This window comes from Leucobacter chromiisoli (assembly GCF_016522505.1).
In the GTDB taxonomy this organism is placed as follows: Bacteria; Actinomycetota; Actinomycetes; order Actinomycetales; family Microbacteriaceae; genus Leucobacter; species Leucobacter chromiisoli.
The window spans coordinates 1-20,931 of sequence record NZ_JAEHOH010000024.1 but is presented as its reverse complement, the minus strand read 5'-3'; the positions used below and the strand labels follow the sequence as shown (position 1 = coordinate 20,931).

Below are 20,931 nucleotides of genomic sequence, written 5' to 3'. Positions count from 1 at the left end.
TTTGAGGAAACTGGATCGGATGTTGAGGAGTGGCCATGATGGATGCGCTAGCCGCAATCTCCTTCGGGCTGATCATGCTCAGGGATCGAGCTTGCATCGCTTGTGTCTGCATGAAGGAGATCAGAGGGACAGGAACCTGCAGTACCCGAGATAACACGCTGGAAGCTGCGCTGGAACAACTCGACGCTTCGACGCTGACCGTGCTCGCAATCATTGCCATCGGCATCATCATCGTCTGCGCAAGCACCCTCTACTTCGTCAAACGAGACGGCTTCGGCCCTCGCCCCACGCGCGACGACTACGACACCAGGAGGCCAGAACCATGAGTGGGATTTCCCCTGCCGAGGTCAAGCCGGTCGGCTTTATCGGTCTGGGCTTGATGGGATCGGCGATAGCCGCGAATCTGCTCAGGCAGCGACAACTCATCGTCTGGAACCGGACACGATCTGCCTGCGCTGGCCTCGAAGCCTCGGGAGCTATTGTTGCGGATTCTGCACAAGCGGTTTTCGAACGTGCGCGGATCGTCTTCGTCATGCTCTCGGATGAATCAGCTATTGACGCTGTGCTCAAGTTCGATGGTTCGGTGCGGTTGCGAGACCGGACGGTGGTCTTGATGAGCACGGTCACGCCAGCCTATTCAGCTGAGCTGTCACAGCGAATCCGCGAAGCGGGTGGCGCATACGTCGAGGCCCCCGTCTCGGGGTCGCGGCAGCCCGCCATCGACGGCACGTTGATCTCGATGATCTCAGGTGACGCTGCTTCACTCGATCAGGTGGAGCCCCTGATCCATGCGACGAGTTCCACGGTCGTTCGGTGCGGCCCCGTGCCCGCCGCACTCACGATGAAACTGGCCGTGAACACCTTCCTCATCACACTCGTGACCGGGCTCGCCGAGTCATTCCACTTCGCAGAGGAGAACGGCGTCGACGCCGAGACCTTGCGGCTGGTGCTGGACTCAGGGCCGATGGCCTCGGCGGTTTCGCGCTCGAAAGGCGCGAAAATCACGCATGAGGACTGGGCTCCGCACGCAGCCATACCCGATGTGCTCAAGAACAGCCGTCTCGTTCGAGGCCAGGCTCGCCGCACGGGAAACGCGAGCCCCCTTATCGACGTGTGCACCGAACTCTACGCAGAGTCAGAAGCTCTCGGGCACGCAGGCCACGATATGGCTGCCGTGATCTCTGCATTACGAAATCGCACGGAGACCAGCAGGGGTCTCACGAAGGCTGACTGAAACAACGAAAAGACCGGAGGTGCCGAGGATGGCACAGACACCCGCATACGAAAATGCAACTCCGTCACCAGACGCCCGTAACGAGCAGACCGCGCTTCACTACGTGGGCAGCAGAATTGCGGACGAGCTCGGTCTTGGGGCGCACGAGCTCGAACAGCTCTCCGCCGCACCGGATCTGCCAGCCTGGCAGTCGAGCCTGCGAGTCGCCGAGCTCGCGTACGACAGCGTGGCCCTCGCATCCCTCGCGCTGTCCCTGATCGGCCAGGAGCGAGGCACCGCCCACCGCAACGGGCGGATCACGCCCGCAGCGGCACGGATACAGGCGTCCTTCGGCAGCGAGAAGCTGTTCCGCATCAACGGCTCGGCACCATCCATCTGGGCGGCTCTCTCGGGATTCTGGAGAGTCCGAGACGGGTGGGTGCGGACGCACGGCAACTACCCTCACCACGCGGAACGGCTCGCAGCCCTTCTCGGGATCTCGCCTCAGGCTGAGCGGGCGACGATCGAAGCGGCGATGCGCCCCTGGTCACGCTTCGACCTCGAAGCACGCGCAGCTGAGGTTGGCGCGCTGGCGATCGCAGTGAGAGATCCGTCTGAGTGGTGGCAGCATCCCCAGTACCTCACGCTCGGACGAAGTCCGGCCGTCCACTACACCTCCCAGGGAGACGCCCGCCCACGCCCCTGGACTGCGAGCGGCGAGCTTCCACTTACCGGTGTGCGCGTGCTCGACCTGACCCGGGTGATCGCTGGCCCGGTTGCGACCCGGGATCTCGCCGTTGCCGGCGCTGACGTGCTGCGCGTGGATTCGCCGAGGCTTCCCGAGGCATCCTGGCAGCACCTCGATACCGGGCACCAGAAACGGAGCACCCTTCTCGATTTGGATGAGCGACGAGACTTCGCAAAGTTGCAACTGCTGCTCGCCGAAGCCGATGTCGTTGTACACGGTTACCGTCCGACGGCGCTCGCGAAGTACGGTCTCGACGTCGAGTCGCTGCATCATCGATTCCCCGGGATCGTCGTGGCTCAGCTCTCGGCATGGGGCGCGCAGGGGCCGTGGGGAGATCGACGCGGCTTCGACAGCCTGGTGCAGGCGGCAAGCGGGATCGCCGTCCTCGAAAGCAAGGACGGCGGCGCAACACCCGGAGCGCTGCCCGTGCAGGCGCTCGACCACTCCGCCGGGCATCTTCTAGCCGCGACGATCGCCACCGTACTCAGAGCGCAGCGCACAGCCGGCGGCTCGATGGAGATCGAGATCAACCTCGCGAGGATCGCGAACGAGCTCCTGTCCGCGGGCCCGTCGAATGCCTCAGACGGGGCAGTCACCGAACAAGACCTCCCGACTCAGACGGTTGCCCTAGCGACAGCGACGAGGGAAGCCCCGGTAGCCATCACTTGCGCACCCCCGGTTCTCAGCTTCCCGGGCGGGCCAGGCGAGTATCGCTCCGCACTGCGCACATGGGGAGCGGACGAAGCGAAATGGATTAGCTAGTCCCTGCCTGAACAACTGCTTCTTCGGCTGACGTTGCTTGTAGCAACAGAGGAAGGGCCACCCATCGCTGCAGCCCTTCAATGAAAGTCCTTTCCTCAGCCGGGGTGGCCTACCTATGACAGTTGGAGGCTTCGGAGACTCGGATGTCGGTCATGCAGAGATCGGACAAGTATGAGCGGATAGTCATGGGACCTTCGGGTTCGCGGCTGGTCACAGAAGATGCCGTATTTGGGCGGAGTCGCTCACCGATATCGGCAGCAATGGAGTCCTTCAAAGGAGTGATTGAGCCCATCCGATTCGAACCAATAAAGATCCTGATTACACTTTCAGGGTGGGGCAGCCTTAATGCAGCCAAGCAGCGTCTCGCCATCATGCCAGGCGCAGTGTTCGTCATCCCACCTGGAGCAGAGTTCCATAGCGTCGCCCAGGACACGGTTCGGGCAGGCTCACTTTACCTTCGGTCGGACTATGTGGGAGATCAGCTTCCTTGGCTTCCGCTGGCACATCCTCTCGTGCATCATCTCCGGCGCGCACATGCTGGAGAGACCAAGTTTGGTCGTCTCCAGGTCGGAACCCACGGAGTGCGAGAGCTCACCATTGGAGTGCGACGTCTCATCGCACTCGCGGGTGCGCAGGGCCAAGAGATTGCTTTGATGTCGGCTGCGGCGGATCTCGTTCATTTCATCGGTCGATCAGCTGGAGCCGCCGGTGAAGGAATGCCTACCGCGGTACCGCAGAATGCGGTAGCGGAAGCAGTCGCTGCGCTCCGAGCTGATCTACGACGGGAGTGGCGGATCGATGACCTTGCACGGGAAGTGGCGTTGTCCACGTCGCAACTGCGGCGTCTGTTCCAGCGGCAGCTCGGCATCTCTCCGGCAGCATGTCTTGCACGGTTGCGGGTCGATCACATGGCCGAGACGCTCGCGGTTACCGGGATGAGCATTTCGGAGGCTGCCGCCTATGCAGGTTGGAAGAGCAGCGCGGTGGCCGGCCGAGCGTTCAAGCGCAGATATGGGGTGACGCCGAGTACGTACGCCTCCGCATACCGGATGCCGTTGAGGGGCGTCACGTCAGCGAACGCCTAGTGTCGATGGAGTGGGTCGAGTACCGCAAGGCCATGGCAGCAAAAGCCGTCGTCCTCCCTGCGCAAATACACGGTTCGACCTCGAACACATCGGTCTGCGATTGAAATTGATACAGCCGTCGAGGAGGGGCAAGCGGGCATCAGCCCTGACGTTGATAAGGGTTGCGATGCTCAGAATGGTGAGCCAGATACGCAATCCCCGACAGGACAAATGAGTCGCATCGGCTGCATGCGTTTGACGTTGATTGCCGATCGTGTGTGGGAGATCGGAGCTCGGGATTTCAGGGTCGCGCAGCTCGCTCGGGGTGGCGGCGGCGCGTGGCGGTGCAGGGGTTCTCGGGATCGTCGTGGGCGCGGCTACCGGGGGCTGGGGGTGGTCGGGTCGGTTCGTACCTGCTGGGTGTTCCGGTTCGTCGCACACGGCGGCGGACAGGCCCGAACAGCAGGGAGCTTCCGTCATGTCAGACCCCACCCCGGCCGGCCCGCACCCCAACGCCGCGCTTCCCGCCCCGGTTCTCACTACGCCGCGGGTGACGGTGTATCACGGCGACGCGGTCGAGCTCCTCCGGCTGCTCCCCGCGGGGAGCGTGGACGCGCTGGTGTCGGATCCGCCGTATGGGTTGAGCTTCAACGGGCAGGCGTGGGACGACACGGCGGGCTTCCGGGAATCGCTGCCGCATGTCGATACTGCGCGGATGGGGGCGCCGGAGGTGTTCGAGGCGTGGTGCACGGCGTGGGCGGCTGGTGCGTTGCAGGCGCTGAAGCCGGGCGCGCATGTTGCAGCGTTCGGGGGTGCACGCACGTGGCATCGCATGGTGCGCGGGCTGGAGAATGCAGGCTTCGAGATCCGCGATCAGATCGCGTGGCTGCACACGACTGGGATGCCCAAGAGCATGGATCTCGCGCACGCGATCGATAAGCACCACGGTGCGCAGCGCGCCGACCGCATCGTGCAGCGCAGCGACCACGACGGCGTGCTCGGGGCGACTCGCAGCGTGCTCGCGAAAGGCACCCCGGTCACGGAGGACGCGGCGCGCTGGGAGGGGTGGGGCACGGCGCTGCGTCCGGCGTTCGAGCCGATCATCATCGCCCGCAAACCCCCGGCGGGCAGCCTCGTCTTGAACGTTCTCGAGCACGGGGTCGGTGGGATCAATATCGACGGCGCCCGGTTCGCACAAGGCCGGTGGCCCACGAACGTCGCCCTGGATGCTGGGCAGGCGGACGCGCTCGATGTGCTGACCGGGAGCTGGCAGGGCGAGTCGTTGTCACGGAAGTTCCCGATCTTCCGGTTCGAGCCGAAACCCTCCGCTACGGATCGGCCGCGCGCGTTCGGGGTGTCGCATACGACGGTGAAGCCGCTGGGGCTGATGCGGTGGCTCGTGACGCTGATCACCCCGGTGGGTGGGGTCGTGCTGGAGCCGTTCGCGGGCTCGGGCACCACGATCGAGGCCGCCACCGCTGCCGGGTTCCAGGTGATCGCGGTGGAGAAGAACGCCGACTACCTGCCACTGATCCGCTCCCGCCTCGACCAGTAGGCGGCGGGCTGTGCCGTACCTGGCAGACAGAGAGCCGTCGCACCGAGGCGGTGCCACCAGGAGCGGAGGAATCATGACGAGTGAACCAGCCGAGCACACGCCCAGCCCCAGAGCTGCCGCGTTTCTGTCGCTCGGGGTGATCGTCTGGTCAGACGACCCGGAGGTCGACCCGACGGTGATCGCTGATCGGAACCCGGTGACGTTGGCGCGCAGCGTCGCGCTGACCATCCATGACATGCTCACCGACGCGGATCTCTACGCCGGTGCCGCCGAGTTCGTGGAGACGCTCCCGCCACCTGAGGATTGGGTGTGGCCAGAGGACGTCGATGATTGGTTGGAGGCGCTGCGCGAGTCGACCCCGTACCCGGCGTACTCCTTCCACCGGGTACCCGTCTCCGGTGGCGTCGACGGCACGAACCATACGGCCGTAACCCGGCATCTCGAGGACGCGCTGCGCGCCCGGGAGCAGGCCCTCACTGGCGAGCCCGCCGAGCCATCCGCGTCGCCGCCTGCTGCGGGGCGGGAGCTGGGGAGATGACGATGCGGCGCAGATTCTCGGCAGTACCGCGCACGTTCACCGCATCGGCTCGACAACACGAGCCGGTCGCGCCTACGCCGGAAGTACCCGCCGCTTCCTCACCCCGGATGCCTGAACCCCCTGTTCCCTGACTGCGAATGGAGTACTCCTCATGTCTGATGCGACGACCCCGAACCCGACCCCGCCTGACCCGGCACCGCTGGATCTGCACCGGGTGACGATCGAGTTCGACGTCCGCGCCCGCGACCAAGACGAGGCCCGGTACCTCGTGAGCGAGGTGCTGATCGAAGACCTCGCCGGCCCACCCGACCAGCTCCGCACCGACGGCGACCGCGTGTTCGGCGAACGGTTCGGCGACGACGTCTCCCACATCGTCTCCTGGATCCCGACCCCCGGCCGCGAGCAGCAGCGGCCGGCTCGGGACTGGGTGTTCGTGCCGTCGAAGGGGTGGGAGCCGTTCGAGGGGACGGGGCTGCCGGAGATGGTGGCTGAGATGTTCCCGCCCGAACCCCGCCAGGAGGACTATCTCCTCCCGAACGGGGGCGAGGACGTGGACGGGCTCGAAGAGGCCCATGCCGTGTGGCGGGATGAGTGTCTCTCGCTCGCCGTCAGCGCGTCCCGGCTGCCCAGCATCCTCACCCGGCTGAAAGAGACCGAGCGGGTGCGTGACGGGCTCATCGACCTCCTCGAACGCGAACCCCTCCCGGACGAACCGCAACGGGACGACTACCTCGTGACCATCGCACCGGCCTACGAGGGCGAGTACGAGGACATGCGCTACCGCGCCGATCACGCGCAGTGGCGAGCGGCTTTCACCGCGGTCGCGCGACGCCGCGACTACGCCCTTGACGGGCTGCTGGCCGAGGGCGGGCCGCGCACGATGTACCTGCCGGAGAAGTTCTACCGCGAATGGGTGCCGTCGGATCTCATCGCGATCCACACGCTCCGCGCGCTCGTGGAGCGTGAGAAGTCCGGCCCGGGCGCCCCGTTGATGGAGCGCACGTGGCGACAGCGCCTGGAATCGATGCTCTACACCACCGACCCGGACGTGCGGGTCATCGACCCGGACGACCCCGAACGCGGCGCCATGTATGTGGGGCAGGCGTCGGAAGCGCACGAATGGCTCCCGCCCGGCGTGTATGACGCGACCGGCCGCGACGGGGACGGCGAGTTCCGGCTCGTCGTCGGCCGCGTCCCGATCGGCGACGGCGTCACCGCCTCCGCGGCGTTTCCCCCGGCCGAGCACGACAGCGCGGCGATGAACGAGATCGCCCGCATCCTCGAACACGACACCGAAACCCACGACCCCGCCGCGGTGCTCGCACGGATCAACGACGCGATCCAGGCCACGGGCCGCGTCGGGGCGCTGCCCGGCGAGTTCGAGAACTACGCGTCATCACCCACGCGGCTCGAGCACGGGGTGCTGCTGAGCGAGCTCCTCGCCGAACGCGAAACCCACCTCGACCCGCCCTCCGACAACGAACCCGGAGCTGCGCCTCCGAGCCGGGGGCCGGGCCGCGATCTCTAGCACACGAACGGCCTGCTGTGCGGGAGCGGTGGCCTGGCGGGTTTGACGATACGGCGCAGGTTCTTGACGATTCCGCGCATCCTGCCCGGGATCGCTCGACCCAGGTACCGGGGCGGGGTAATGGTGGAGCTCTCAGAGAATGCTTGCGAGCGGACTCTCCCCAAGCCCCGGCAGGATCACTGCCGCACCTTCTGGAAGACCTCGTGCAAGCCGCGACGCTACAAGGAGGAGGGGGTGTGCCGGTGTCTCGTCTCGACCCTATCGCCTCGCCACTCCCGGCGTACACCCCCGCCACGCTGCACGGCGCCGCAGCAGTGTATGCGGTGGCCGGGCTGCCGGTGTTCCCGTGCGCGCCGGGAGAAAAGCGCCCACTGACCGAGCACGGCTTCCACGACGCGACCACCGACCTGCGGCAGGTGGAGCGGTGGTGGCGGCGCACCCCGGAGGCGAACATCGGGATCGCCACCGGAACCGGTGTCGATGTCCTCGATATCGATGTGCACGCGCTGGGCACCGGGTTCCCGGAGCTGCGCTCGCTGCGGCAGGCCGGCCTCGTCGACGGGTGGGCGCAGGCGGTGCGCTCCCCGTCGGGCGGGCTGCACCTGTACTACCCGAGCGGCCAGGGGCGCGAGCTGCGGTCGTGGTCACGCGGGCAGGCGCATCTGGATTTCCGGGGGCGCGGCGGCTACATCATCGCCCCGCCCTCCACGGTGCTCACCGAGCACGGCCTCCGCCGCTACGAGGTGATCGCGCGCGGCCGTCACCCGCGCCCGGTCGACGCGGACGCGATCCGCGACCTCCTCACCCCGACCCCGGAACCCCGGACGCCATCGGCGGCGCCGGGCGGAGTGGTGGATGCGGGGCGACTGGCGGAGTGGGTGTCGCGGCTGCCGGAAGGCAACCGGAACGCGGGCCTGTTCTGGGCGGCCTGCCGTCTCACCGAGGCCGGCCTGAGCCTCGCAGAGACGCAGGCGGTGCTCGAGCCCGCCGGGATCGCCGCAGCGTTGGATGCGCGGGAGATCACAGCGACGATCCGCTCCGCGCACCGCACCACCCAGCTCACCCCCACCCCGCCCACATCGAGCCCGGGCGCCGCGTCTGCGTCGTCTGGGCTCAGGAGATAACGGTCATGGACGCCCCGGCCACGTATGACGCCACTGAGCGCCGGGGTGCTGCGCCTGAAGCTGGCGTGTCGCGGCTGGTGATCGGGGTCGCGGTGGCGGGCACGATCCTGCTCGCGCTGGGCGCGTTCTGGTTGTCGTTCACGACGCTGCAGGATCTCGCGATCCTTTCCGGGATCCCCGCCGGGCAGGCGTGGGTGTGGCCGCTGATCGTCGACGGCGTGATCCTGGAAGCCACGATCAGCGTCGTCGCGCTGCGCAACTCCGCCCGCACCGCACGCCGCTTCGCCTGGCTGCTGCTGACGGCGGGGGCGGCAGTCTCGGTCGCGGCGAATGTCACCCACGCGGTGATCGCCGCGGATGCGCGGGTGCCTGCGCTGATCGCGGCGGTAGTCGCGTCGATCCCGCCGCTGGTGCTGCTCGCGATGACGCATCTCACCGTCGAGCTCACCCGCAACGCCACCCCACGCCCAGCACCCACCACCCCGGCCGACCCAGCCGATCCGCCGCGCGTCTACGACCTCCCTCGCTCCGCCGACGCTCACGACGCCGCCACCGGCACCGAAGCCGAGGACGATTCTGGCGAAACGGGCTCGGTGGCAGCGCCCGATCCGCTGGTGGCGCCTGCTTCGGCGGATCAGGAGAGGGTGGCACCGGTGGTGGCGCGTAGGTCGCGGTCGGGGCGGGAGGCGGCGCGGGCGCGGGCGCTGGAGTTGCACCGGAAGGGTGTGCCGTTGCGGCAGATCGCGGCGCGGGAGCAGGTGCATCCGACGACGGTGGGCCGGTGGCTGAACGCACCTGAGTTGCGACAGGACGGAGCCGATCATGACTGACCCCACGATTCCCGACCCCACCCGCACCGCCGAAGCGTTCCGGCAGGACGCCGCCCGCCGCCACGAGGCCGCCACCGCACGCCGCGCAGCTGAGGCTGCCGAGGGCACCGAGGGTGAGGCGGTGTCGCGGTTGGCGACGCACAAAGATCCCACCCTCGCCGACCCGGATGCACGAACGGAGGCTGCCGGTGGCGGGGTGCAGTGGGTGCGCCCGACGGATCTCGCCGCGAGGGCCGGTGGCGCGGTCGTCGATCGGGGTGCGAAGTGGAACGCGATGCTGCACGAGGCCGCCCTGGAGGGCATCCGGGAAGGCCGCGCCCAGTTGCAGGAGCGCCTCGCCCGCAGGCAGGACGAGCTTGAACCCGCTGCGACCAGTCCGGGCCGGGAGCTTGCCCCCGTGGCCGGGCGGACGGGGGTGAGCCGATGACCCATTCGTCTTCCGGCACCACCCGAGTACCGGAACACCCGTAGACCCCCACAACTACTTCGACCAGCAGCCGTCCGGCACGACGCCGGGCACGGCACCCACGGGCCGTCCCCGCGCGGGGCGGGCTGAGGGTTCCGTGCGGCCTTCCACGCGGCAGCCCCTGCTGCTGTTCGGGGTGTGGAGTGTTCCGTCGACCGGCTGGGGGTCGTACCTGTCTTTCGTCGACGGATCTTCGTTTCTTTCAGGAGTCGCTATGCACCCCCACCCAGACCCCCAGTCCGCTCAGCAGCCCGGCCCTGTTCCGGATTTCACGACCGGTGAAGGGCTGCGCGTGCTGCTGACGGAGCTCAACGAGCACAACGCGTGGGCGACGAGCCCGGTCGCGGCCGAGCTCATGCTCTACGCGACCCAGAAGTACACGCCGATCGCGAAAGCCTGGCATCGCGACCCGGCCGACGCCGCGTATGAGGCGTTCCTCGCGATGCGCACCCCCACGACGCTCGCCGCGGATGATCCGTGGGCGGTGATCACCCGGGCGGTGGCGCTCGGCATCGCCGCTGAGGTGCACGCCGACCGGAACATGACCAGCCAGGACAAGGCCCGCCGCCCGTCGAAGCGGCCCGCGGAGGAGCCGATGCGTGCCGGGCACTACGAGGAGTTCTTCTACGACGTCCACCCGCACGCCCCGAGCCTCGTGCAGCACGGCGGCGGGGAGGATCATTCCGTCGATCGGGTGATCCGGGCGACGTGCGTGTTCCTCGTGCTCACCGACTGGCCGGCCCGCCCGGTCGAGCAGGCCGTGGACTACATCGCGCACCGCGTCACCGGGCTCTCCTCCCGCAGCTCCGCGGTGGAGATCGTGTCCAAAGAACTCCACATCGCCGTCCGCCTCGGCTACACCCCGGAAGCGTGGGCGGCGCTGGTGCGCCTGGTCGTCGGCTCCCAGACCGGGAAACGCCGCCGCAGCGGCCAGTACGGCCTGTTCGCTCGCGTCCTCCTCGGCGACGACGTCGCCGATCTGCTGCGCGACGAGTCACTCGTCACCGCCTCCCGTACCGCGTCCGGGATGCAGGAGAGTCGGGGTGGGTCGTGAGTCGCGGGCATCTCGTCCTGGAGCACGCGATCGACGAGATCAGTGTCGGCTACAGCTTCCGCCGCGACGTGGAGGAGGATCTGGACGAGCTGTGCGCGTCGATCGAACGGTTCGGGGTGATCCACCCGCCCACGGTCACCGAGCAGTACGCGCTGATCTCCGGGCGGCGGGTGCTGGCCGCGCAGCAACGCCTCGGCTACCGGGTCACCCCGATCTGGATCGTGCACGGCGTGTCCGACAAGCTCTCCCACGTGCTCGCGATCCGCGACGAGGAGACCCTCCGCAAAGCGCTGAAACCGATCGAGCAGGCCGAGCTCTACAGCGAACTCAAACAGCTCTACGCCGAGGAGAACGCCCGCAAGCAGGAAGCCACCCAATTCGGCGCCCACCCCGACAACAGTGAGGCAGCGGCCCCTACTGAGGATGGCGGTGGTGTCGATTCGACACCACCGCAGACGGTGCGCGGTGAAGGGGCGAAGACGCGGGTGCGGGCGGCGAAAGCGGTCACCGGGCGGGACTCGCACGGGATGCTCGATCAGGTCGTCGAGCTCAAACAGATCGCCGCCTCCGACACTGAGCACCCGCAGGTGCGGCAGGCCGCCGCCGAGGCGCTGCTCGAGCTCAACACGGATGGGAAAGTGAACGGCCGCTACCTGCGCGTGAAACTCCTCCAGGCTGTCACGCTGCTGGAGCAGTGGGCCGGGCACCCCGATGAGCCCGACGCCATCCGAGAGGCGGCAGCCGCTGAACTCCAGCTCGTGCGGGCGCAGGAGCATCCGAAAGACGCGCTGAAAGAAGCGACCCGCGCGATCGGCCGTCTCACCCCGCTGCGGAAAGACGCTGCGGCGGCGGTGCGGGAGGGGTGGTCGGATGCGGATCCGCTGCTGCGCCAGAAGCATCAGATCCGCAAGCTCGTCGATCTGCTGCGCCGCGAGCACGGCTGGTGGGAACGCTACAGTCCCGAAGACTTCGGCGCCTACGCCGATGACGAGCAGTGGGAGCTGGTGGAGACCAGCATCGTCCAGGCCGGCTGCTTCCTCGATATCGCGCGTACTTCCCGAGAAACCCGGAACGACGTGGAGGTGGCTGATGCCGACGTTTGAGGATCCGAAGCAGGACGCGGATGAGCTCGGCGAAGCCGCCCGCGGCCTGGCGCATGCGACCCGGCACATCACCCACCCGCCCGACACCTACGAGACGCTCGGCGCGCTGCACTATGCGCTCACGAGCGTGCAGCAGTCCCTGAACCAGCTCGCCTCCTGGCACCACAGCCACAGTGCCCATGCGGCGACCGACGACGGAAACCGCCAGGCCGGGTGGGAGCACGCGGAGAAAGCGAGCGGGTGGTTGCGGCTGGCGGGCGCCTCCCTCGACCACGTCGTCTCCCTCGTCATGCGCGCCCAGACCGAGAACGGTCGCATCGCCTGGCACCCAGAACCGGTTGCTCCGGCACCTGACCGTGACCCGGGGATGGCGGAGGCGCTCCGCGAGCGCGAAGCCGCCCTCGACCCCGAGCCTCCGGCCAGCGGAGACGGGCCGGCTGTCCCGCCCTCGATGACCCGCTGACCTCGCGATGGGTGGCGCACCTATCGGCTGACCGTTGTTCCCCCACGTCGGAAGGCCGTTCCTATGTCGTCACCGCACGCCGATCAGCGCCAGCGCAGCCGTCGCCGCCTGATCATCACCCTCATCGTTACCGGCCTGATCCTGCTGCTCCTGACCGGCATCGGCATCTACGGCCTCATCACCGGCCCCACCCCGCAAGACCCTGGCGGCTCGTCGCACCCGGGCGCCTCGGAGCCGCCCGGCGCGCCGGGTGAGGAGCCCGGGGCACGGGAGCTGCCGTCGCTGCCGCGCACGGACGACCCGGAGGAGTATGTGCGGGCGGTCGCGGAGGCGTTGTTTGCGTGGGACACGTTCACGCTCCTCACCCCGGCCGATCACCGGGCGGTGCTGATCGAGGACGCCGACCCCACAGGCACCGAAACCCCGGGCCTCATCGCGGATCTCGACGGGTACTTCCCGTCGGCGCAGACATGGCGGGATCTGGCCGAGTACCGCACCCGCCAGCACCTCGAAATCGAGGACGTGTTCGTCCCCGAGCAGTGGCACGAAGCGGTCGCCGCCGCAGGCGATGAGATCGCCGACGGCACGATCGCGTACACGGTCGACGGGGTGCGGCATCGGCAGGGCGTCTGGTACGGCGATGCGGTCTCGAGTGCGCATCCGGTCGCGTTCACCGTGTTCGTCGCCTGCGAGCCGGTGTTCGACCGGTGCCAGCTGCTGCGCCTGTCCCAGCTCGACAACCCCCTCCGCTGACGAGCCGGTGGTTGTGATGCGGAAGGTGCTCGTCTTCGCTGTCCTCGGGATGCTGCTCGCGCCGATGCTGGGGCTACTCAGCGTCGGGGTGCTCATGAACCCGGCCGTCCTCCACCAGGCCCACTGCCTCGCCTCCGGCCTCACCCTCGGCCCCATCCCGGACGAGCTGGAGGTGACCACGAAAGACGGCACGACCTTCACGCTGAACAAGCAGCAGCTCACCCACGCGGGCACCATCATCACCACCGGCGCGAACACCCCCGGGGTCGGGCGGGACGGGATCCTGATCGCGCTGATGGCCGCGCTCACCGAGTCCACGCTCCGGCAGCTCGCGAACACCGGCACCTACCCCGAGTCCGGGGACTTCCCGAACGACGGGAACGGGTCGGATCATGACAGTCTCGGCTTGTTCCAGATGCGCCCCCAGTCCGGGTGGGGCACGGTCGCCGAGCTCATGGATCCGAAGTATCAGGCGCGCGCGTTCTACGGCGGCCCCGACGGCCCGAACTACCCGTCCCCGCGCGGGCTGCTCGATATCCCCGGCTGGCAGCAGATGGACAAAGGCGAAGCCGCACAGGCCGTCGAAGTCTCCGCCTACCCCGACCGGTATCAGAACTATGAGCCGGTCGCGCGCACCATCCTCGACGCCCTCACCCGCCGAAGCGGCGGCGGGGGCGGGGTGCCGGGGGATGAGACGATTCCGGAGACGACGCGGCTGGTGTTCCCGCTGCCGACGGGCAGCTATACGCGCACGTCGCAGTTCGGGCCGCGCGTCGATCCGATCACCGGAGTTGCGAGTTTCCACTCCGGCACCGACTGGGCCACCCCGGACGGCACCCCGATCGTCGCACTCGCCGACGGCGTGGTCACGTATGCGGGCATGCTCGGCGGGTTCTCCGGGCAGATCACCATCGAGCACACCATCGGCGGTGAGAAGGTCGCCACGAAGTACATCCACATGTGGGCACACGGCATCCACGTCGCCGCGGGCGACCGAGTCACGGCGGGCCAGCACATCGGTGATGTCGGCAGCAGCGGCCACTCCACCGGCCCCCACCTGCACTTCCAAGTCCACCCCGGCGGCGGCGCCCAGCCCGCCGTCGACGCCGAGCCGTGGCTCGCCGGCCACGAGGTCGAGGGCGCCGATGCGCTGACGACTGGGGGTGGCCCGGGCTGCGCGGCCTGAGCGGAACAAGGTGGATGCGGACCGCGGGGCCGGCTACCGCACCTGATCGGTGCCCGAGCCGCCGCCATTGTCAGGAGCCCCGCATGAACCCCTTCGCCCGTGTCCCCGGTTTCGTTGTCGTGTGGGCGGAGAATGTCTACCCCGATCTCAGCGGTGTCGGCGGCAGATCCACGCTGGTGTCGATCGTCGGGGCGCTGCTCACGTTCGTGCTGATCGTCGCAGTGCTGATGCTCATCATCTCCGGCATCGTGTGGGCGGTGTCGTCCTCGACGGGGAACGCGCAGGCCGCGCAGAAAGGGAAAGTCGGGGTGTTCGTCGCGCTCGGCGCCGCGGTGTTCGCCGGGGCCGCGGTGACGTGGATGAACTTCCTGCTGCGCCTCGGCGACGGCCTTTGAACGCGCGTCTCCGGGGTCGCACCTGTCCAGGTGACCCCATCCCAGTCCCGGGGTGGGGCGTTCGCCCGCGAAGGAGCCCGTCATGCTTGCCGTCCTCGACACTCTCACCACCCTTTCCGCGGTCATGCCCGCGAACATCGACATCAACCCGAACGACTCGGGCCTGCCCGGCATCAGCGCGCTGCGCACCGTCGTCGGCGCGGTGATGACGATCGGCCTGATCCTCTCCGTCCTCGCCCTGATCGTCTCCGCCGTGATCTGGGGCTTCGGCTCCAACAGCTCGAACCCGCACTTGTCGTCCAGGGGCAAGGTCGGGGTGCTGATCTCGTGCGGTGCGGCGATCATCACCGGCGCGTCGGTGACGCTCATCAACTTTTTCTGGAACGTGGGCCAGACCGTTTCCTGACCACCGCCTCGACCTATTGGAGGGAGGGGTGTTGTGAGTATCTGCGATGTCCCCATCATCTCGAACGTCTGCGACACCGTCGGCGATACCGCCGCGACCCTGATTTCGGCCCCGTTCGACTGGCTCGCGCAAGCGATCGGGCAGGCCGCGTCCTGGATCTTCCAGGGCGTGTGGGCGCTGTTCGATGCGACCACTCTGGTCGATATCACCGGCGGCGACTACATCGGCGTGTACAACGTGATCTTCGGGATCGCGATCTTCCTCATGCTGATCTTCTTCTGCCTGCAACTGATCACCGGCCTCATCCGCCGCGACCCCGGCGCGCTCTCAAGGGCCGCGCTCGGGCTCGCCAAGAGCGTGCTCGGATCGTTCCTCGTGATCACGATCACCGCGACCCTGCTCGAAGTCGTCGACCAGCTGTGCATCGGCATCATCCACGCCACCGGCACCACCCTGGAGGAGATGGGCGGGAAGATCGGCGTCCTGGTCGCAGGCCTCACCGCGATCAACCTCACCGCGCCCGGGGCTGGGGCGATCATCACGATCTTCCTCAGCTTCCTGGCGATCTGTGCGGCGGCGATCGTCTGGTTCAGTCTCCTCATCAGGAAAGCCTTGATCCTGGTCGCGGTCGTGATGGCGCCGATCGCGCTGTCGGGCTCGTCGTGGGATGTGACGAAGGGGTGGTTCGGGAAGTGGGCGTCGTTCGTGCTCGCGTTGATCTTCTCGAAGCTCGTGATCGTGATCGTGTTCCTCGTCGCGATCAATCAGGTCAACGCCCCGATCGACCTCGACCTCAGTTCGATTGCGGATCCGATCGCGGGCATCGTGCTGATGTTTATCGCCGCGTTCGCCCCGTACATGGTGTACAAGTTCATCAGCTTCGTCGGCTTTGACATGTACCACGCGATGAGCGCCGAACAGGAATCGAAGCAGGCGATGAACCGGCCCGTCCCCATGCCCGGCAAGCCCGACGGGAAGACCCCGCCGCGCGTTCTCGAAGGCAAGGGCGACACGGGCGGCTCCAGCGGTGGCGGGAACCCGCCTCCTCCGGGCGGTGCTGGGGGTGGGCCGCCGAAGCCGCCCCCGCCGCCCACTGGTGGTGCCGGGGCTGCCGGAGGCGGTGGCGCGGCAGCCGGGAGCGGCGGCGCAGCCGGTGGTGCAGCCGGTGGTGCAGCGGCCGGTGGCGCGGGTGCGGGCGCTGCGGCGGGGCCGCTCGGGATCGCCGCAGTCGCGGCGGCGAAGATCGCCAAGGGCGCGGCCGAGGCCGGCCCGAAACTCGGCGACGCGATCGGCCGCGCCGCCGACAATCACGCCGGATCCGCCGCCGAGGGACAGAACCCGCCCCCACCCCCGAATGCGTCGGCCCCGCCTCGGCCGAGTGCGCCGAAGCCTGCGGCGCCGCCGAAGAACGACCCGCCGAAACCCCCGGACGCGCCGAAACCGCCACCGGCCGGGCCGAAGCCATAGACCGGGAGTTCCGAACTGGAAGGGAGGTGAAGGTGTCCGTCGATGCGGGCGGTGGCGTGCAGGAGCCCTGCGCACCACCGCCCTCGGCTCTTGTCGGGGGCGTACCTGACTGGCGTCCGCAATGTATCCCGTTGTTCAGGAGCCCGTCATGGCCGCACCCGCTTCCGCATCCGAGTTCGAGCTGTCCCCGGTGAAGTTCTCCCGCCTCACCAAGCGCGGCATCATCCTCGGCCTGTCCCTCCCGCAAGTGATCGCCGTGAGTGTCGCGGTCGCCGTGTTCGTCGCGTCCCTCTACGCGGGCGGCCCCGCCGCGCTCTACACGGCCCCGATCTGGGGCACCGCGCTGGGCCTGGCCGCGATCCCGGTCGGGGGTCGGAAGCTCGTCGAGTGGGTGCCGATCACCCTGCACTGGCTGCTGCGACAGCTGCTCGGGCAGACCCGGTACCGCAAGCGCATCGTGAAGCCGCGCCCCGCGGGGACGCTCGCGCTCCCCGGCGACGCCGCCGCGCTACGCCAATACGAGGATCCGGAAACAAACGCGGTGATGGTGCACGACCCGCACGGGCAGACCCTCACCGTGCTGCTGGAGGTGACGCATCCCTCGTTCGTGCTGCTCGACCCGGGCGAGCAGGAACGCCGCGTCCACGCCTGGGGGCGCGTGCTCTCCACCGCGTCCCGATCGACGCGGATCGCCCGCCTGCAGGTGCTCGAGCGCACCGTCCCCGATTCCGGCACCGGGCTCGCCCAGTGGTGGGCGGAGCAGGGCCACGACGACGACTCCTGGGTGGCCCGCACCTACCGGGAGCTCATCGACCGGGCAGGCCCGGCCGGGGAACGCCACATCTCCACCATCTCCCTCGCCCTCGACATGCGCGCTGCCGCCCGCCCGATCCGCACCGCGGGCGGCGGCCTCCGAGGTGCCGCCGCCGTGCTGCGGCAGGAGATGGCCACCCTCACCACCGCGCTGCGCACCGCCGACCTCCACCCCTCCGACTGGTACACCACCGGCCAGCTCGCCATCATGCTCCGCAGCGCTTACGATCCCGCGATCGCCGCGACCCTGGAACGGGCAGGCGATATCGGGCAGGAACTCGCCGCCGCCGGCCCGGTCGCGGTCGAGGAGACCTGGGATCGGCTCCGCTCCGACAGCGCCCACCACGTGGTGTTGTGGATCAGCGAGTGGCCGCGCTCCCTCGTCTACCCGGGATTCCTCGCCCCGGTGCTGCTGTCCAGCGGGATCCGGCGCGCGTTCACGCTGCTGTGCGACCCGGTGCGCTCCGACCAGGCCGCCCGCGACATCCGGAAGAAGAAGACCGAGTACATCAGCGACGCCGCCCAACGGCAGAAAGTCGGGCAGATCGAAGACGCCCAACAGACCGCCGAATACCAGGACGTGCTCCAGCAGGAATCCGACCTCACCAGCGGGCACGGCGTACTCAGATACACCGGCCTCATCGCCGTGTCCGCGACCACCGCCGACGAGCTCGAAGCCGCCGTCTCCGCGATCGAGCAAGCCGCAATCCAAGCCTCCTGCGAAACCCGCCGCCTCGTCGGCCAACAAGCCCAAGCGTTCGTTGCCGCCGCACTGCCGCTGTGCCGCGGGATCTGATCAGGCGAGGCGGCCGCTCTCACGGAGCAGCGTGATCATCAGGCCGCCCATGCGCGAGTACAGATAGTCGTAGGCCTCTGTCGGTACCTGATGCTTATCCGTCTCGTGATGGCGGAGGTTGAAGCCGTTGCCGATGTTAGTCAGGGCGCGCATTTCGGCTTCGAGGAGCTCGCGGAACGGCTCATCGTTGATGTGCGCCAGGAGCTGCTGGGCGCTGGCCTTCTTGTTACCGGGAAATTCGATCGTCTTGAGGCGCTCGAAAGCGTCCCAGAGCTTCTCAAGGCCGAGCTTGCGGTCGCCTTCCCGGTAGGACATGAACAGGGCACGCGAATCGACGATGAGCTTGTCGAGTGCCGCGTCGCGGGTATTCGGGTTCAGGTCGGCGAGCACTCCGCGCACCTCCGGGGTGCCAAAGCGCTGGATCTGCAGCGCGTCGTCCATCTCGAAGGTCGCTCGGCCGCGCGAGAGCATCTGGTTGACTTCCTCCCGGAAGCTGCGACGCCCTCTCTTCTGATCGAACTTCAGCTCGTAATGCCGATAGAACGAATGCCAACCGTCCTGCTCGGGAAGACTGAGCCGCTGAGCCGCATACTCAAGCAGATCGAAAATGGCCTCGTCCGCTGAGCCATTGCTGGTGAGCAACGGGTAGCCAAGCTCGGGGATCAGGGCCTGCAGATCGACCGTGAGCGCCTCGACGTTGGTGCCGCAGACACCGTTCCCGTCCAGACACTGCTCCGGGAAGCGCTGCGCGAACCAGTCCGCATCGATCTTGCTCTGTACGAGGTTGAGCAGCCCCCGCCGGGTCGCGTCGGGAAGCTCGTCCTGATCTCGCGGCGGAGCTGAACCGTTGCGATCGCTGTAGAAGTCGAGAGAAGCCACGACCCTATTCTCCCAGCGCGGTGGACGGCATCCCGGTGGTTCCGTACCTGTTCGTCGATGACCTTTGACGAAAGCAGGCGCTCATGACTCCGAAGCCTCCCGGTTCGAAGAAGCTGTACTCCACCGTGCTCGTCGAAGACGGTGCCGGGCGTAGACAGCGCAAGGCTCGTGAACGCGCGGCCCGGCAGGTCGTCGCCCGCGACCACGCCGAGCAGCGCCGGGCCGTGAAAGAGAAGCTCGCGGCGGAGCGGGCCGAGGCCCGCTCGACGAACTACCTCCCCAAGGGCGGTGAGGCGGGGGCTGCGGCGTTGCGGTCGTATCGCGGGTTCCGGGTGCCTGCGCATCAGGACACGTCAGCGGCGCTGCGGGGCGCGTACCCGTTTCTCGCGGAGGGCGGGCTCGGCTCGCGCGGCGTGTTCATCGGGCAGGACATGTACTCGGGCGGCTCGTTCGTGTACGACCCGTGGGTGCTCTACCAGCGGGGCATCATCACCGCCCCGAACCTAGTGCTGGCGGGAATCGTCGGCAGCGGCAAATCATCGCTCGCGAAATCGCTCTACACGAGGTCGATCCCGTTCGGGCGGCGCGTCTACGTCCCGGGTGATCCGAAAGGCGAACACACCGCGGTCGCCGAAGCCGTCGGTGGGAAAGCGATCGTCCTCGGTCACGGCCTCCGCAACCGGCTCAACCCCTTGGATGAGGGGTACCGGCCGGGCGGGGTGACCGATAGCGAGTGGGCGGCGATGGTCGCCTCCCGCAGGCGGGATCTGATCGGGGCGCTCGCCGAGACCGTGCTCGAACGGTCGCTGTCGCCGTTGGAGCACACGGTGATCGATATCGCGTTGCAGGCGGTCGTGTCTCACGCGTCGGTGCCGATCCTCCCGATGGTCGTCGACCACATCCTCACCCCTGACCCGGGAGGGGATGACCGGCTGGCGGAGGACGGGCGGATGGTCGGGCACGCACTCCGGCGCCTCGTCTCCGGGGATCTGGCCGGCCTGTTCGATGGGCCGTCGACGGTGACGTTCGATCCGACGCTGCCGATGATCACCCTGGATCTCTCGCGGGTGGTAGAGAACTCGACACTGATCTCGGTGCTGATGACCTGCTCCAGTGCGTGGATGGAATCCGCGCTGCTGGATCCGAACGGCGGGCAGCGGTGGACGGTGTATGACGAAGCGTGGCGGCTGATGTCGCACCCGGCGTTGCTGAAGCGGATGGATGCGCACTGGCGGCTCGCGAGGCACTACGGGATCGCGAACCTGCTGATCTTCCACAAGCTCACCGATCTCGACAATGTCGGCGATCAGGGGTCGGCGATGCGGTCGCTGGCGAACTCGCTGCTGGCGAATGCGGAGTCCAGGATCATCTACCGGCAGGAGTCCGACCAGATCGGGGTGACCGCGAAAACGCTGGGCCTCACCGGCACCGAGCAGAAGCTGCTCCCGTCGCTGGGCACCGGGCAGGGGCTGTGGCGGATCAAGGAATCCAGCTATGTAGTGCAACACCAGCTCCACCCCGACGAGCTGGCACTCTTCGACACCCGCGCCCGGATGCTCTAGAAAACCTAGATGTTCCGGTGAATATTGACGGTTTTGGCGGGAACTTCCGCCCGTGCCGTTGTATTGGTGTGGGTGCGGGTGGATGTTCGAGGAACTGCTTCCTCTGCGACTGTACCGCGCCCGCCGGTGCGGGTGTCGTGAGGGCTCCGCGGGGGCGGGAGTGCCGCTGCTGGGTCGCGGGTGCATGGTTCGCCATCATCGACAATAGTTCAGTGCTTGCTGTATA

21 protein-coding genes are annotated in these 20,931 nt (G+C 68.0%); 20 read left to right on the top strand and 1 reads right to left on the bottom strand.

Annotated features, from left to right (window positions below; translation table 11 throughout):
* The first annotated feature begins 35 nt into the window (after positions 1–35).
* The 19 genes from JD276_RS14650 to JD276_RS14560 all read left to right on the top strand — a co-directional run bounded on the left by JD276_RS14650 (position 36) and on the right by JD276_RS14560 (position 18,264).
* Positions 36–326, top strand: a complete 291-nt coding sequence (locus JD276_RS14650) for a hypothetical protein (RefSeq protein ID WP_200116409.1) — start codon at positions 36–38, stop codon at positions 324–326.
* Positions 323–1,234, top strand: coding sequence for an NAD(P)-dependent oxidoreductase (locus JD276_RS14645; RefSeq protein ID WP_200116408.1), 912 nt, complete (start codon positions 323–325; stop codon positions 1,232–1,234). Before JD276_RS14650 ends, JD276_RS14645 begins: the two co-directional genes overlap by 4 nt.
* Positions 1,235–1,262: 28 nt before the next feature.
* Positions 1,263–2,723 (top strand): CoA transferase, encoded by a 1,461-nt coding sequence (locus JD276_RS14640; protein WP_200116407.1) that lies wholly within the window; start codon positions 1,263–1,265, stop codon positions 2,721–2,723.
* Positions 2,724–2,866: 143 nt separating this feature from the next.
* Complete coding sequence (locus JD276_RS16415) at positions 2,867–3,808, top strand: helix-turn-helix domain-containing protein (protein ID WP_200116406.1); 942 nt, start codon at positions 2,867–2,869, stop codon at positions 3,806–3,808.
* A 586-nt stretch (positions 3,809–4,394) separates the two neighbouring features.
* Complete coding sequence (locus JD276_RS14630; RefSeq protein WP_307866597.1) at positions 4,395–5,342, top strand: DNA methyltransferase; 948 nt, start codon at positions 4,395–4,397, stop codon at positions 5,340–5,342.
* 73 nt (positions 5,343–5,415) lie between these two features.
* Positions 5,416–5,880: a hypothetical protein gene (locus JD276_RS14625; RefSeq protein WP_200116404.1), complete on the top strand. Its 465-nt coding sequence runs from the start codon at positions 5,416–5,418 to the stop codon at positions 5,878–5,880.
* 151 nt (positions 5,881–6,031) lie between these two features.
* Positions 6,032–7,408, top strand: a complete 1,377-nt coding sequence (locus tag JD276_RS14620; protein ID WP_200116403.1) for a hypothetical protein — start codon at positions 6,032–6,034, stop codon at positions 7,406–7,408.
* Between the two features lie 236 nt (positions 7,409–7,644).
* On the top strand, positions 7,645–8,532 hold the full coding sequence (locus JD276_RS14615; RefSeq protein ID WP_197280928.1) for a bifunctional DNA primase/polymerase: 888 nt from the start codon (positions 7,645–7,647) through the stop codon (positions 8,530–8,532).
* 5 nt (positions 8,533–8,537) lie between these two features.
* Positions 8,538–9,362: a DUF2637 domain-containing protein gene (locus JD276_RS14610; protein ID WP_200116402.1), complete on the top strand. Its 825-nt coding sequence runs from the start codon at positions 8,538–8,540 to the stop codon at positions 9,360–9,362.
* Positions 9,355–9,789: a hypothetical protein gene (locus JD276_RS14605; RefSeq protein WP_200116401.1), complete on the top strand. Its 435-nt coding sequence runs from the start codon at positions 9,355–9,357 to the stop codon at positions 9,787–9,789. Before JD276_RS14610 ends, JD276_RS14605 begins: the two co-directional genes overlap by 8 nt.
* A gap of 253 nt (positions 9,790–10,042) precedes the next feature.
* The gene (locus JD276_RS14600; RefSeq protein WP_200116400.1) at positions 10,043–10,882 is read left to right on the top strand and encodes a hypothetical protein; all 840 of its coding nucleotides are present in this window, start codon (positions 10,043–10,045) and stop codon (positions 10,880–10,882) included.
* A complete protein-coding gene (locus JD276_RS14595) occupies positions 10,879–11,985 on the top strand; it encodes a ParB/RepB/Spo0J family partition protein (RefSeq protein ID WP_200116399.1) in 1,107 nt (368 codons plus the stop codon). The genes JD276_RS14600 and JD276_RS14595 overlap by 4 nt, the downstream gene beginning before the upstream one ends.
* Positions 11,972–12,448, top strand: coding sequence for a hypothetical protein (locus tag JD276_RS14590; RefSeq protein WP_200116398.1), 477 nt, complete (start codon positions 11,972–11,974; stop codon positions 12,446–12,448). Before JD276_RS14595 ends, JD276_RS14590 begins: the two co-directional genes overlap by 14 nt.
* Before the next feature lie 63 nt (positions 12,449–12,511).
* The gene (locus JD276_RS14585; RefSeq protein WP_200116397.1) at positions 12,512–13,201 is read left to right on the top strand and encodes a hypothetical protein; all 690 of its coding nucleotides are present in this window, start codon (positions 12,512–12,514) and stop codon (positions 13,199–13,201) included.
* A 16-nt stretch (positions 13,202–13,217) separates the two neighbouring features.
* Positions 13,218–14,387, top strand: coding sequence for a M23 family metallopeptidase (locus JD276_RS14580; protein WP_200116429.1), 1,170 nt, complete (start codon positions 13,218–13,220; stop codon positions 14,385–14,387).
* Positions 14,388–14,470: 83 nt separating this feature from the next.
* Entirely contained in the window at positions 14,471–14,782 is a 312-nt protein-coding gene (locus JD276_RS14575) for a DUF6112 family protein (protein WP_054683670.1), read from the top strand.
* A gap of 82 nt (positions 14,783–14,864) precedes the next feature.
* Positions 14,865–15,188, top strand: coding sequence for a DUF6112 family protein (locus JD276_RS14570; protein ID WP_200116396.1), 324 nt, complete (start codon positions 14,865–14,867; stop codon positions 15,186–15,188).
* Positions 15,189–15,221: 33 nt separating this feature from the next.
* Positions 15,222–16,655 (top strand): conjugal transfer protein TrbL, encoded by a 1,434-nt coding sequence (locus JD276_RS14565; protein WP_200116395.1) that lies wholly within the window; start codon positions 15,222–15,224, stop codon positions 16,653–16,655.
* 148 nt (positions 16,656–16,803) lie between these two features.
* Positions 16,804–18,264 carry an SCO6880 family protein gene (locus JD276_RS14560; RefSeq protein ID WP_200116394.1) on the top strand — a complete coding sequence of 487 codons (1,461 nt, stop codon included), beginning with the start codon at positions 16,804–16,806 and terminating at the stop codon, positions 18,262–18,264.
* Here the strand turns inward: JD276_RS14560 and JD276_RS14555 are convergent, their stop codons facing one another.
* Positions 18,265–19,143, bottom strand: coding sequence for a hypothetical protein (locus tag JD276_RS14555; RefSeq protein ID WP_054683681.1), 879 nt, complete (start codon positions 19,141–19,143; stop codon positions 18,265–18,267).
* A gap of 83 nt (positions 19,144–19,226) precedes the next feature.
* On the opposite strand from JD276_RS14555, the gene JD276_RS14550 reads away from it, so the two are divergent.
* Entirely contained in the window at positions 19,227–20,705 is a 1,479-nt protein-coding gene (locus tag JD276_RS14550; RefSeq protein ID WP_200116393.1) for a putative type IV secretion/conjugal transfer ATPase, read from the top strand.
* The last annotated feature ends 226 nt before the right edge of the window (positions 20,706–20,931 follow it).

What these genes read in the sequence shown, in the direction of transcription:
- JD276_RS14620 (WP_200116403.1), top strand. Translation starts at nt 6,032, where the DNA reads ATGTCTGATGCGACGACCCCGAACCCGACCCCGCCTGACCCGGCACCG.
- JD276_RS14625 (WP_200116404.1), top strand. Translation starts at nt 5,416, where the DNA reads ATGACGAGTGAACCAGCCGAGCACACGCCCAGCCCCAGAGCTGCCGCG.
- JD276_RS14575 (WP_054683670.1), top strand. Translation starts at nt 14,471, where the DNA reads ATGAACCCCTTCGCCCGTGTCCCCGGTTTCGTTGTCGTGTGGGCGGAG.
- JD276_RS14580 (WP_200116429.1), top strand. Translation starts at nt 13,218, where the DNA reads ATGCGGAAGGTGCTCGTCTTCGCTGTCCTCGGGATGCTGCTCGCGCCG.
- JD276_RS14600 (WP_200116400.1), top strand. Translation starts at nt 10,043, where the DNA reads ATGCACCCCCACCCAGACCCCCAGTCCGCTCAGCAGCCCGGCCCTGTT.
- JD276_RS14605 (WP_200116401.1), top strand. Translation starts at nt 9,355, where the DNA reads ATGACTGACCCCACGATTCCCGACCCCACCCGCACCGCCGAAGCGTTC.
- JD276_RS14645 (WP_200116408.1), top strand. Translation starts at nt 323, where the DNA reads ATGAGTGGGATTTCCCCTGCCGAGGTCAAGCCGGTCGGCTTTATCGGT.
- JD276_RS14610 (WP_200116402.1), top strand. Translation starts at nt 8,538, where the DNA reads ATGGACGCCCCGGCCACGTATGACGCCACTGAGCGCCGGGGTGCTGCG.
- JD276_RS14550 (WP_200116393.1), top strand. Translation starts at nt 19,227, where the DNA reads ATGACTCCGAAGCCTCCCGGTTCGAAGAAGCTGTACTCCACCGTGCTC.
- JD276_RS14585 (WP_200116397.1), top strand. Translation starts at nt 12,512, where the DNA reads ATGTCGTCACCGCACGCCGATCAGCGCCAGCGCAGCCGTCGCCGCCTG.
- JD276_RS14570 (WP_200116396.1), top strand. Translation starts at nt 14,865, where the DNA reads ATGCTTGCCGTCCTCGACACTCTCACCACCCTTTCCGCGGTCATGCCC.
- JD276_RS14640 (WP_200116407.1), top strand. Translation starts at nt 1,263, where the DNA reads ATGGCACAGACACCCGCATACGAAAATGCAACTCCGTCACCAGACGCC.
- JD276_RS16415 (WP_200116406.1), top strand. Translation starts at nt 2,867, where the DNA reads ATGTCGGTCATGCAGAGATCGGACAAGTATGAGCGGATAGTCATGGGA.
- JD276_RS14560 (WP_200116394.1), top strand. Translation starts at nt 16,804, where the DNA reads ATGGCCGCACCCGCTTCCGCATCCGAGTTCGAGCTGTCCCCGGTGAAG.
- JD276_RS14650 (WP_200116409.1), top strand. Translation starts at nt 36, where the DNA reads ATGATGGATGCGCTAGCCGCAATCTCCTTCGGGCTGATCATGCTCAGG.
- JD276_RS14590 (WP_200116398.1), top strand. Translation starts at nt 11,972, where the DNA reads ATGCCGACGTTTGAGGATCCGAAGCAGGACGCGGATGAGCTCGGCGAA.